11 protein-coding genes are annotated in these 12,257 nt (G+C 71.4%); 1 reads left to right on the plus strand and 10 read right to left on the minus strand.

Annotation, left to right across the window (positions count from 1 at the left end):
* The first annotated feature begins 8 nt into the window (after nt 1-8).
* The gene (locus tag IC605_RS15760) at nt 9-1,301 is read left to right on the plus strand and encodes a glycosyltransferase (RefSeq protein WP_246580915.1); all 1,293 of its coding nucleotides are present in this window, start codon (nt 9-11) and stop codon (nt 1,299-1,301) included.
* 75 nt (nt 1,302-1,376) lie between these two features.
* Here the strand turns inward: IC605_RS15760 and IC605_RS25170 are convergent, their stop codons facing one another.
* The 10 genes from IC605_RS25170 to IC605_RS15810 all read right to left on the minus strand — a co-directional run bounded on the left by IC605_RS25170 (nt 1,377) and on the right by IC605_RS15810 (nt 11,123).
* Nucleotides 1,377-1,847 carry a glycosyl-4,4'-diaponeurosporenoate acyltransferase CrtO family protein gene (locus IC605_RS25170; protein ID WP_216326242.1) on the minus strand — a complete coding sequence of 157 codons (471 nt, stop codon included), beginning with the start codon at nt 1,845-1,847 and terminating at the stop codon, nt 1,377-1,379.
* A 19-nt stretch (nt 1,848-1,866) separates the two neighbouring features.
* Nucleotides 1,867-3,027: an ABC transporter permease gene (locus tag IC605_RS15770; protein WP_216326245.1), complete on the minus strand. Its 1,161-nt coding sequence runs from the start codon at nt 3,025-3,027 to the stop codon at nt 1,867-1,869.
* Between the two features lie 241 nt (nt 3,028-3,268).
* Nucleotides 3,269-4,894, minus strand: coding sequence for a bifunctional metallophosphatase/5'-nucleotidase (locus IC605_RS15775; RefSeq protein WP_216326247.1), 1,626 nt, complete (start codon nt 4,892-4,894; stop codon nt 3,269-3,271).
* A 180-nt stretch (nt 4,895-5,074) separates the two neighbouring features.
* Nucleotides 5,075-5,350, minus strand: coding sequence for a TlpA family protein disulfide reductase (locus IC605_RS15780; protein WP_216326249.1), 276 nt, complete (start codon nt 5,348-5,350; stop codon nt 5,075-5,077).
* 38 nt (nt 5,351-5,388) lie between these two features.
* On the minus strand, nt 5,389-5,853 hold the full coding sequence (locus tag IC605_RS15785; protein ID WP_216326251.1) for a hypothetical protein: 465 nt from the start codon (nt 5,851-5,853) through the stop codon (nt 5,389-5,391).
* A gap of 667 nt (nt 5,854-6,520) precedes the next feature.
* The gene (locus IC605_RS15790; RefSeq protein WP_216326252.1) at nt 6,521-6,898 is read right to left on the minus strand and encodes a hypothetical protein; all 378 of its coding nucleotides are present in this window, start codon (nt 6,896-6,898) and stop codon (nt 6,521-6,523) included.
* 282 nt (nt 6,899-7,180) lie between these two features.
* On the minus strand, nt 7,181-8,146 hold the full coding sequence (locus IC605_RS15795; RefSeq protein WP_216326254.1) for an alpha/beta hydrolase family protein: 966 nt from the start codon (nt 8,144-8,146) through the stop codon (nt 7,181-7,183).
* Between the two features lie 173 nt (nt 8,147-8,319).
* Nucleotides 8,320-9,477, minus strand: a complete 1,158-nt coding sequence (locus tag IC605_RS15800) for an acyltransferase (RefSeq protein ID WP_343216635.1) — start codon at nt 9,475-9,477, stop codon at nt 8,320-8,322.
* A 104-nt stretch (nt 9,478-9,581) separates the two neighbouring features.
* Nucleotides 9,582-10,073: a TlpA family protein disulfide reductase gene (locus IC605_RS15805; protein ID WP_216326256.1), complete on the minus strand. Its 492-nt coding sequence runs from the start codon at nt 10,071-10,073 to the stop codon at nt 9,582-9,584.
* 156 nt (nt 10,074-10,229) lie between these two features.
* A complete protein-coding gene (locus IC605_RS15810) occupies nt 10,230-11,123 on the minus strand; it encodes a C39 family peptidase (RefSeq protein WP_216326258.1) in 894 nt (297 codons plus the stop codon).
* Nucleotides 11,124-12,257: the final 1,134 nt, after the last annotated feature.

The following is a 12,257-nucleotide window of genomic DNA, read 5'->3' on the forward strand; positions in this document are numbered from 1 at the left end:
GACCGCCCTTGTCCAGAATCCTGATCGCCTCGCAGCCCATCCACGGCCACGTGCTGCCGCTCCTGCCCATCGCGGAGGAACTCGTGCGGCGCGGGCACGAGGTCCGCTGGTACACCGGGCGCAAGTACGCGGCGCGGGTGCGGGCGGTCGGTGCCGGGTTCGAGCCCTTCGTCCACGCCCGCGACTACGACGACGACGACTTCGGGGCGACCTTCCCGGGACGGGGCGAGCGGACGGGCCTGCGGCAGATTCGGTTTGACATCGAGCACGTGTTCGTCGGGCAGATCGGGGGTCAACTGCAAGATCTCCAGGCGGTGCAGGGGGCCTGGCCCGCCGACGTGATCCTCGCCGAGCAGACCCTGGGCGCCGCGCTGCTGCTGGAGGAACTGGGCGGACCGCCCGTCGCCCTGCTGGGCATCCTGCCGCTGGGGATCGCCAGCCGCGACACGGCCCCCTTCGGGCTGGGGCTGGGGCCCGACACCTCGCCCCTGGGGCGCTGGCGCAACCGGGCCCTGGGCTGGTGGGCGGAACGGGTCATCCTGGGCAGGGCGTCGCGGGACCTGGAGGCGCTCTGCCGCCGGATCGGCGTGCCCCCCCGCCCTGTCTCCCCCCCGGTGGCGCCCCGGCTGATGCTGCAACCCACCGTGCCCGGCTTCGAGTACCCCCGCAGCGACCTGCCCCCGCACCTGCACTTCATCGGGCCGATCCTGCCGCCCACCCCCGAGACCTCGCGTCTGCCCGGCTGGTGGCGCGAGGTGCTCGGCCCGCGCCCGGTGGTGCTGGTCACCCAGGGCACCCTCGCCACCCGGGCGCGCGACCTGATTCTGCCCACCCTCCAGGCGCTGGACGGGGAGGAAGTGCTGGTCGTCGCCGCCGGCGCCCGCGACCCGGGCGCGCTGGGCGAGGTGCCCCGCAACGCCCGGGTGGCGGCCTTCCTGCCGTTCGCGCCGCTGCTCCCCCACGTCGCCGTCTACGTCACCAACGGGGGGTACGGCGGCGTGCAGCAGGCCCTGACGCACGGCATTCCCGTCGTCGTGGCGGGCACCACCGAGGACAAGGCCGAGGTTGCCCGCCGGGTGGAGTACGCCGGCGTGGGCGTCAACCTGCGCACGGGCACGCCGACCCCCGAGCGGGTGCGCGCGGCCGTGCTGGCGCTGCTGGGCGAGCACGCGGTTCGCCAGCGCGCCCGCGAGCTGGGCGCCGAGCTGCGGCGCCACGACGCTCCGCGCGAGGCCGCCGCCTTGATCGAGACCCTGGCGCGCACCGGCCGGCCCGTCCGCGCACCGGGGTCCCAGGAGTGAGCGTTCAGTGTCCCGCGGCGGCCCGCCGGGTGGGGCGCAGCCGCTCCAGCCGGGCCCGCATCGTCCGCTGGAGCATCACCGGGTACACCTGGAAGAAGAGGTTGGCCCCCAGCAGCCAGCCCGCCGCGCCACCGCGCCCGCGACCAGCCCCGTCCCGAGGCCCGCCAGCAGCAGGTGGCTGAACTCCGCCTCCCGGGTCGCCCGCTCGTAGGCGGGCAGGGAAGCCTGGCGACCGTCAAAGCCCGTGGCCTCGCGCCGGAAGCGTTCCCAGCCCACCCGCCGCCGCAGCCGCCGGTAGCCGAGCACGCCCAGGCGGCGGTACAGGCCGGGTTCCCAGGGTCTCACCCGGTACCAGCGCTCCGGCGGGCGCAAGGAGACCGCGCGCAGCACGTACAGCGCCCAGCGCATCAGGAGCACGTGCGCGGTCAGCGCGAAGGGCAGGCCCCGGAAGCCGACCGCCCTCCCCGTGAGCCAGGCCGCCCCGGCCACCCCGGCAAGGCCCAGGAACACGCCCGCCCAGCCGTCCGTCCCGCTCTCCCGCCGCACGTCCCGAGCATAGCGGGGTTCAGGGACGGCGCAGCGCGCCCGAGACGGTCAGGCGGCCCGCGGCCCGGGCGGGCAGCAGCCCCGCCAGCAGCCCCAGCAGCAACGAGACCCCGACGCTCAGGCCCGCCAAGCGCGGGGTGACGGCGGCCGCGTCGATCCCGGCCAGGTTCTGCGTGTAGAGATTGACGCCCCAGGCGCCGACCAAACCCAGCAGCACCCCGGCGCCGCCGCCCAGCAGCGCAAGCAGCAGACTTTCCGTCAGCACCAGGGCCCGCAGGAAGGCGGGACGCGCCCCGAGGGCCCGCAGGGTCCCGAACTCCCGGGTGCGCTCGACCACGCCCATCGTCACGGTGTTGACGACCGTCAGCCCGCCCACCAGCAGCGAGACGAGGGAGAGGCCCAGGCCCGCGGCGTCACTGCTCCCCAGCAGCCGCTCCACGAAGCGCAGCACGTCCGACCGGGTGCTGGCCTCCAGCCCCAGCCGCCGCGAGAGGAGGCCCGCGACCCGCTGGGCCTCCTCCGGCCGCCGCAGCTTGACGGCCACCAGGGACAGCCGGTCCCCCGCGCCGAAGGCCCGCTGGACCGTTCCCAGCGGCAGAAAGGTGAAGGTGTCGGTGAGGCTGTTCTGGGGCGCCAGGATGCCGACGACCCGGGCGCTGGCCCGGCGGCTCAGCCACAGTTCGTCCCCCACCCCCAGCCCCAGGTTGCGCGCCGACCTCGCCCCCAGCACGGCGACCGCCCGGTCCCGGTCAGAGGGGACCAGCAGCCTCCCCCGGGCCGCGCGCACCCCGGCGAACAGGGCCTGCACCCCCTGGTCGGCGGGGAGACCGTAGAACACCGCGCTCTGGGCGGGGTCGAGCGACTGCCTCAGGCTGATCGCCACCGGCGTGACCCGCGCGATCCCCAGTTCGGGGGCCAGGCGGAGGAGAGCGGCGGCCGTGCCGGGGGGCAGGGTGGGGCTGGGCAGCAGGCCCAGGGACAGGGCACTTCGGGAGACCTGAACATCCGGACCGACGCTCTCCAGTTCGCTTCTGAAGGCCTGCCGGAGGCCCTCGCCCAGCGACAGGAAGACGGTCATGCTGGCCACCGCGACCGTGAGCCCCAGCGCGGTGAGCAGGGTTCTGACCGGACGGCGGGTCAGGCTGCGCCAGGCGAGTCGCCACAGGTCTTCCTGCCTCACGTCCGTCAGGCTAGCGTGGACCGGACCCCCGGGCGCCTGGACCTCCTCCAGGCACAGGCGCGGTGCTCAGCGGCGACATGGGGGGGCTCCCGCGCCGAGCAGTTCGACGATCACGTCGCTGCCCCCGTCAGGCAGACGTTCATGGGCGAGAACGGGCGCGGGGAGGAGGACTCCCTCCACCGTGGCGCTGGGCTCGGAGAGGTCCTCCCGTTGGAATTCCCTTGGGCCGTCGGAACGGCCTTCAGTTCCCGCCCACCGCCCGAATGCGCTGCCCGACCGTGGGCGTCACCGTGCCGAGCCCCTGGATGTACTCGAGCACGACCTGCGCGTCGGGTTCACGGGTCGTGCCCTGCCCGTCAGCGAACATGGTGTACTCGTCCCCCCCGCTGTTGGTGAAGTCGCTGAGCGCCAGGGTGTACGTCGTGGCGTCCTTCTGAATCGGCGTGCCGCCGTCGAGGGTGGCACTGACGACGCGCGACCCCACCGGCCGGCTCACGTCGTACGTGAACGAGAAGCCCGAGATCTGCAGGAAACGTCCACTTGCGCCGGGCAGGGCCGAGACGCTGTTCTCCAGCGCGGCGTACAGCTGCGTCCCGGTCACGGTACGGGTCACGACGGTGTTCCCGAAGGGCAGCACCGAGTACACGTCCCCCGCCACCAGGTCGTAGGGCGGTCCCGGCTGGTACCCGGGAGCGGGCCGTCGCAGGTTCTTGTCCTGCGGCGCGTAGCTGGAGGGCAGCGGGCTGCGGATGCTCCCGCCGTTCTGAATGGCGAGCTGGGTGCCGTAGCGCGCCCGGAAGGCGTCCGCGATCAGGTCGCCCAGCGCGACCTCCTGCAACCGCTCGACATTGCCCCCACGGGGGAACACGTCGGTCGCCACCCCTACTCGGCGGTCGAGCTGCTGGGCGAGCTGGGCGCGGTAGGGGGCGAGCACCTGCTCGACGGCCGGGTCGGGCGTGACGGCGTCCACCCGCGGCTCGACGAAGGTGTTCACCCGGTCCGTCACCCGGCGGCTGGTCAGGTCGTAGGTGACGTTCACCTTCGCGTAGCTCGCGCCCTTGCTGAGGTTCTCCACGACCAGGGCGTCCCCCACGAAGCCGCTGAACTTCTCGTTGGTGTGGTCGCCGAAGATCACGTCGAAGCCGCGCACGCTCCCCGCGAAATCGATCAGGGGCCCGGTGGCCGTCTGCGAGGCGTCCTGACCGGTCACCCCCAGGTGCGTGATCGCCACGAAGACCTGGGCGCCCTGGGCGAGCGCGGCGGCCCGCGCCCGGGTCGCCGCGGCGACGGGGTCCGTGACCACCAGGGTGCCCAGCGCGCCCGGCGCGACCAGGGTGGGCGCCTCCGGGTTGGTCAGCCCGACCACGGCGACCTTCACCCCACCGACGGTGAAGATCTTGTACGGGGCCACGTTCCTCAGGTTCGCGCCCAGGTTCTCCAGGTTCGCGGAGAGGTACGAGAACTTGGCCCGGTCGATGAGCCCCTGGAGGAAGGCCGTGCCCCGGTCGAAGTTGTGGTTGCCGAAGGTGTCCGCGTCGAAGCCCATAGCGTTCATGGCCTCCACGGCGGGCACCTCGCCGAAGAAGCTCGACAGGGGCGGGGACGCCCCGTAGGCATCGCCACCGGTGAGGGTGAGGGTGTTGGGGTTGTTCGCGCGGTCCTGCTTGAAGTACGCGCTGAGCACGGCCGCGCCGCCGACCTGGTAGGCCACGGCGCCGCTGCCCACGCTCAGGGGGTCGAGTTGCGCGTGCCAGTCGGACACGTCGAGGAACTGGAGGGTGACGGGCTGCGCCGGGGGAACGGGCTCGGGCGAGCAGGCCACGAGCGCGAGGGTCAGGGCGGCGAGCGGCAGGGTTCTGGTGGGCATGGGTTCTCCTTTTCCCGGAGGCGGGTCGGCACTCGTCACGAACGTGGCCTCACCCGCCTGGGCGGCAGGACAAGGACCTTCACCGGTGGGCGTGCCTTGAGTGTAGGACCGGGGGGCGGAGGGGGGTGAAGCGGGGAGGAGCCCAGGGCGTCCGCGAGGCCGGGTGAGCCCGCCCGTCCATCAGCGGGTCTCTTTCGCCTGCCGGATCAGGGTTTGCAGCTGGGCGCTGCTGAGCGGGCCGAGGTGCCGGGCAACGATCCGGCCCCGCGCGTTCACGGCCAGGGTGGTGGGAAAGCCGCTGACCCGCAGCGTCCCGGTAACCGCCTCCCCGCCCAACCAGGTGGCGCTCGTGGCCGGGTAGGCGCCCAGGAACGCCCCCACCCGCTCGGCCGGTTCACCGACATTTAGCAGCACCACGGGTTCCCCCGCCTGGACCGCCCGCATCAGGAGCGGCATCTCCGCCCGGCAGGGCGGGCACCAGGTGGCCCAGAGGTTCACCACACCCGGGCGGGGCAGCGCGACCGGGCGGGAGACCGTGCCCCCGCGAGGCGCGGGAAGCGCGCCTCCGGGAACGTCTGCACGGCGGGGGTGGGTCGGAGCAGCAGGGGCAGCACTCCCGCCAGAACGGTGACGAGCAGCGGGAGGGCCAGCCGGTCGGGCAGCCGCCGGCGGGGCCACCAGAGGGCCAGCAGCCCCGCCGCGAGGCCCGGCCCCCACGCCCAGCCTCCCCGCCGGACGTCCAGCAGTTCGAGCACCCCTGCGCCCAGGGGCTGGCTCAGGTTCCCGAAGAGGCCGGGCAGGGTCGCCCAGAGGCGGGCGGTGACCAGGGCCACGGCCGCGGCCAGGCCCGCCCCCCGGAAGCGGGCCAGGGAGGACCACGCCAGCAGGCCGAGCACCAGCGTGAGCTGCGACCAGCCGAGCACCAGCGGACCGATCTTCAGGGCGTCGGGCCCGATCACGGGCGTTCCCGGAGGAGGGACGAACGACCGCGCCCGGCCCGACCGGACGGCCCGCTGGCCGTCCCGGGGGTCCCGGCGGCAGGGCTGCCGTGGTGGGGAGGCCGCCTGCTGGCCAGGGGGAAGAGGCGGCGCATCATCAGGCAATCACGGGTCGTCAAGGTGCTCCTCCTGGGCCTGAAGGACCCATCCTCCCGTTGCCCATGCACACGGCCTGGACGGGTCCCTGCTCCTGAACCGTGCGAGGGTGGGTCAACCGGCCCATTGTTCAGCAACTGTGTAAAGATCGTGTAACCGCGTCCGCGGTGGGCCAGGGACGCTCCAGGAACAGCAGGGGAGAGCGCGGTCCCCCTCCCGGGGCCGCTGCCCGCCCGAGCCGGGCCCGGTGCCCAGTGGGTGGGGGTCTCGATGGTCTGGCCGTACCAGAGCATCCGCCAGGCCTAGAACCAGGCGCGCTGCACCGACCGGCTCTGCACGACGTTCAGCGCGAAGTCCTTGAGTTCCCGGCGCGTGGTTCTGAGGACGGCGATCCGCGAGACGGTGGTGATCCGCTCGTGCCCCCGGACGACGCCCTCGAGTCAAGCCCGGTCACGTTCCGTCAGGCGTTGATCCTCACACGCGGGGCCATGTTGTCCCGCTGCCTCAACCGGGCCCGCAACCGGTTGATCTACTACGTCTGCCGCTCGATGCTCATCTGAGGAGCCTGCCTGATCTCGAGACACTCGCCGTTGGGCACCTCGGCCTCGGAGATGGAGATGGCGTACTGGTAATGGCGAATCGTTCGGGACGTGGAGACGATGTTGAAAGCGCCCGCCTCCTTCTGCCGCAGCGACTCCAGGGAGCGCCGCCCGAGAGGCACGTTTTCCGACGTGAACTTGAGGCCGAGACACTGTGGCTGGACCGGCACCGCGCTGGCGTCACTCTCGGCCCGCAGCGGCGTGGTGTTGATCGGGGCGGACGTCTGCACCGGGGTGGTCTCCCCGCACGCGACGAGGAGGAGCGTCACGCTGGCGGTGCTGACGGCGGAACGAACGTGTTGGGTCTTCATCTCGGGACCTCCGGAGTGCGACCGGGTTCGGCGCGTGACCGACGACAGACGAACAAAACGACGGCTAGAAACGCCGTCCTCCTCTGTGAGGAGGGAAAAGACCAGCGGACGGTTCAGCGCCGCGGAAGATCAGTCGGTTGCCCCACCATCGTAAGAAGCCCGGTGTTCAGATCGTGTCAAGGTCGCGGGGCGCTCAAGGTTCCGTGAAGGAAGAGCTGTGGAGACGCGGCGGCTCAACTCGACCGGGCCGGGTCGGCGGGAAGCTTCGGGTGGCTCCTGACCCTAGAGGTTCTTCCGGAAGAACTCCACGGACCGCCCGAGCGCGACGCTCAGGTTCCGGCTGAGGTTGTGATCGTCGCCGGGGTAGGTGAAGAAGGTGTACGGCTGCCCCGCGGCCTTCAGGCCCCCTGCCAGCGCCTGGGAGAGGCTGAGGGGAACGTGGGTGTCCCCGGTGCCGTGGTGAAGCTGGAGGGGCCGCCCTTTCAGGTCCGAGAGGAAGAAGTTGGGGGAGATCGCCCGGTACAGGTCGGGATTCTGGGCGGGCGTGCCGTACCGTGCGAGCATCCGGGCGCGGGGGTCATTTCCCTCGGACCCGCTCCCCCAGCGGGGCAGGTCCCGGAAGATCAGGTCGTACGGCCCGACGACGCCCGCCCAGATGTTGCCCGCCTTGATCTGGGGGTTTATGGTCATGGCGCGCAGGGTGATGTGACCGCCCATCGAGTGGCCCCACATGCCGATCCGCTTTGGGTTCACGCCCTCCAACTTCTGGAGGGAGGAAAAGGCGTTGAGCACGTCGACGGTGTACTCCGGCGACCAGTAGGCGGTTCCGGCGGGCTCGCCCTGGGAGCTGCCGTGGCCCCGGTAGTCGGGCTTCAGGACGACGAACCCGGCGCGGGCGAAGGCGTCGATGTAGGCGACGTACCGCTCGGTGGTCCGGTACTGCTGGGGAGGGATGTACCCGTGGTTGAACACGATGGCGGGCCACCCCCCCTTGGGCGGCGTGCCGTTGGGAACCGTGAGCAGGGCATTGATGCGCAGCCCGTCCGAGAGGTAGGACACCACGCGCCGTTCATACCCCGCGCCCGGGCGGAGCGTCTGGCGGGTGGTGAGGGCGCTGCCGGGGTAGGCGCGCGCCCGCATCCGCTCGATGGAGAGGGGAGCGTTCTCCGTCTGGGCGAGTCGGGCCTGGGCGGCCGGGGCCGCACTCAGGCCGGCGAGCAGCAGGGCGAGGCGCAAGGGGTGGGACATCGTCAGTCACCTTTCACAGGGGCGAGGGGGCGACGAGGAGGTACCGGACGGGCTCTCCCGGTGGCGCGGCGGGTCGCCATACCCTACCCGGCCCTTGTTGGGGTTGTGTAAAGCCAGCGCTGGACGCGGGCCTTCCGGGCGGCGCTCCTGGGGCTCGCTCCGGCTCCAGCGGGTCAACGGCCGAAGACCCACGGCGCCACCCGCGTCCCGGCCAGGAGACGCGCCACGGCGAGCGGCACGGCCAGCGCCACGGCCCCGTACGCCGCGAGCACGAACACGAACCCGGCCGGATCTCCCGGAAACCCCCGGCGTTCCAGGAACAGCAGGACGGCCGGGTGCAGCAGGTACACCTGCAGGCTCACGGTGCCCAGGGAGGTGAGCACCCTCACCAGCCAGGCCGGGGCCCGGGTGAGGACCTGGGCGAGCCCCAGGAGGGCCAGCGAGGCGGCCGTCGTGTAGGACCAGTTGGCGAGGCTGTACGCGGCGGAACTCACCGGGGCCCCCTGGAGCAGGGCCACGGACAGGGGCACGTACCAGGCGAAGGTGAGCAGCGTGGCCGCGACGATCCAGAGGCGCCAGCGGTGCCAGAAGCGCTCGAAGGGGACGTCACTCGACCCGAAGAACATGCCCAGCCCGAGCACCGGCAGGTACCACACGACCATCGTGGCCGGGAAGCGGAAGTTCAGGACGCCCGAACGGTTGAGCAGGTACACCAGCAGTTGCAGCCCGGCGGCGCCGACCAGCACCCACCAGAAGCGCGGCCTCCGGCGGAAGAGGGGCAGCAGGAGGGGCAGGATCAGGGAGAACTGCAGGGCGATCAAGAGGAAGTACAGGTGGAAGTACCCTTTCCCGTACTGGAGCCAGACCCGCCAGCGTTCCGGGTCCCCGAGAACTCCGGGCGGGTCCTGGGCCGTGAGCACGCGGAAGCCGACGTACGCCACCGTCCAGAAGAGGTACGGCACCAACACCTTCTGGAGGCGTGACCGGACATAGGCGCCGAGGTGGAACCGGCGCAGGGCGGACCGGGTGAGGACCAGGGCCGTGAGGAAGAGGAACGCCGGCACCACGAAGTGCGAGCCACGGTTGAGGACCATCAGGCCCTCGCCGAGCAGGGAGCCCGCCGCGGCGTGACGGATCGCCAGACCCGTCAGGTGGTGCAGCACCACCGCGAGGATGGTCACGCCGCGGTACACGTCGAGTTCGACCATCCGGGCGGGGCGCGCACCCGGCGCGGTCGTTGCCCCGGCCGCCGTCTCGCCCCGGTTCGCCTGCCCGGGCACCCGCGGCGGATCGCCAGGCTCCCCGGTCACGGGAGCGGTCAAGGGGTTCACGCCACCTCACTCGCCGTGAGGTCGGGGCTGGCCTCACGGCGTTCTAAGGCCGGGGTTCTGGGGAACGGGGGGTTCATTCCTCCTCCTGTCCCCCGGGTGGGAGACTACAGCAGGGCCTGGAGGTCGCGCACCAGCTCGCCCTCGTCGAGGCGGCCGTGCACGACCCGCTGGATGCGGCCATTCCGGTCGATGAAGACCGTGGTCGGCAGCGTGGCCCGGTACTCGTGCGTGGCGACGTCGCCCGGGTCTCGCCCCGTGAGCACGCCGAAGAGGAACTGCGCGTCGTAGCGGGCCAGTTCGTCGGGGGTCACGTGGGCGTGCAGGCTCAGCACCGCCAGGTCACGGTCCGCGTACTGGTACTGGTACAGGCGCAGCAACCGGTCGTTCGCCCGGCAGACCGTGCAGTGGACGTCCCCGAACAGCACGATGACCGCCTTGCCCCGCAGGTCGGAGAGGCGGACGGTCTCCCCGTCCACCGTGTGCAGGACGAAGTTGGGGGCCAGTTGGCCGGTTCGGGCCACCGGCCCGCCGCCACCCGCGAGGGCGGCGCCGAGGAGGGTCAGGACGGTGAGGCAGATGGCGGTATGGATTCTCATGTCTCCTCCCAAACAGCAGGTGAACGGTCCAGCCTGGTTGTACCGCCCGGACATGAGGGCAGGGAGGCCACCCGTTCACCCGGAGCGGCCAGCGTCCCGCAGGTGCGGTCCTCGTCCTGCCCCTGGACCTCCGCCCCACCTCGCCGTGACGCGCTCCTACGCCCCGAGCGCGCGGCTGGCGACCTGCTCGAAATGCAGCAGTTCCTTGCTTCTCGGGTAGGCCCTCAGGGCCCGCCTGGTCAGGTTCAGCGTCTTGCGGTGCTCGCCCGCCCGGGTCCACGCCTCGAAGGCCTCCTGCCGGTACAGGAGGTACATGGTTGGCACGCCGAGCGCCACCGCCCGGTCGAAGTTCCCGGAGGCCGCCGCGACCTTCCCCAGCCGGAGGTTCGCCTTGGCCAGCCCCCACCAGGCATAGGGATCGTTCGGGCGCGCCTTGACGTCCTGCTCCCCGTGGAGTCTGGCGTGCCGCCAGTTGGCCGCCACGTTGAAGTCCTCGCCCAGGGCCGCCCGCACCTGCGCCTCCTTTTCGGGCGGATACGCGACCAGGTACTCGCCGTTGTAGTACCGCCAGAGGTCCTGCACCTCCGCCGTGGTGAGGCTCAGCGAGGGGCCTCGGATGGGGTCGCTCACCAGGAAGCGGCCCCGGCTGTACCCGTACACGGTGCGGAAGTGCGCCACGTTGCTGCCCGCCCGCAGGCGCTGCTGCACCACCACCGGAAAGCCGCGGGAGACCAGTTCGCGCAGCACCTCGGCGTCCCCCGCGTAGCGGATCACGCTGCGCAGCCCGAAGCGGCCCAGGTAGGCGGCGAGTTCCAGGCTGGTGACCTGGGGATCCCCGCGGTAGTCCTTCATGGCCTGGGCCGCCCCCGTCTGGGTCACCCGGGTGCCGTGGTACCCGAGGACGGTCAGCGCCGTCACCGGGGCACAGTTGTCCGGACCCTGGTACTCGTGGCGGACGTTCTTCAGGGTGACGCTCGCGGGTAGGGCGGACGCCGAACCGGCGAGCGCGCAGAGGGTCAGCAAAAATAGGGAAAGCGGTCGTAGCGGCATGGCCTATCTTGCTGGGGGCCTGTAAAAAACCTGTAAAGAACGCAGCCAAACGGCAGGCCACCTGCTTGAGCGTCCGTTGAGAGAGGGGGCAGCGTAAACAAACGCCAGGCTCCCAAAGCTCTCCTTAAATCCAGGTGCAAGCAGCGCCACCATGTCATCCACCAAGGTTAAGCACGCCTACACTGCCCTCCGAGGATCGGGGGCCGTGAGCGGAGCGTGGCGGCCAAGCGCTCCCCCAAGGCGTCTGGCCTCACGTCCAGCCGTCCCACCTCCAGGTGTGCCCACTTCATCCCCGGTTCCCACACCCGGTTCAGGGCAAACACCACGCGCGGCACCCGCTAAAGTTCACCTGCGAGGAAGGCGTTCAAGGCCAGCTGCTCACTCCGGTACTCGAGCGGTCAGAGGTTGGCGATGGCTTCCGGCCAGCCGTGCGGAATCGCCCAGCGAAGCGATGCTCCCTGCACCAAGCGTTGCCGCGTCGTCTCCGGGTAGCTGCACAGTGCCGTCTGCCACTCCCCCAGTCACCCTTCCGAGACGAGGAGCACGGCGTGCTGCACCGTCCAAGCCATCACCAGCCGAGGCAGAAACGCCAGGTCGGCAGCCAGGAGCCCGCGTAGATCGGCCTCGATGACCGCCAGGGGTTGCCCAGCCCACCTCGATAGGCACGCCGCCCACCCAGCCCCGGGAGTGCAACCAGGCCCGAAACTCCCCTGGGGACGGTAATTCATCCAACCAAAAGTTCAGTTCCAGGTCGGAGAAGGCGTCGGCCACACCACGCGACACGGAGCTGGTCACGGTCACCTCCCGGACCACCTGCGGGGGACAACTCGCCACCAGCCTGCGCGCGAGATCGAGGCGGACGGCCGACTCAGGGGTTATGGAAGACAGGGGAGCGGCGCGGCCTCCGTCTGTAGACCTCCGTGGCAGGACGAACAGCCCCGGGGAAGGCTGGGCCTTCCCCGGGGCGTCGGGCATTCGGCTCCGTGACTGAGCCTGAGCAACCCGTCTCGCCGCGCCTAGAGGCTGTGTAAAAGGCGTTCCAAGTTGAGGGGAGAGGGTCTGTGGTGAGCAGAATGGGGGATGGTGCGACAAGGGTACCCGAGTGATGTCGATGACGAGACGTATCATTTCCTG

This window comes from Deinococcus aestuarii (genome assembly GCF_018863415.1).
In the GTDB taxonomy this organism is placed as follows: domain Bacteria; phylum Deinococcota; class Deinococci; order Deinococcales; family Deinococcaceae; genus Deinococcus; species Deinococcus aestuarii.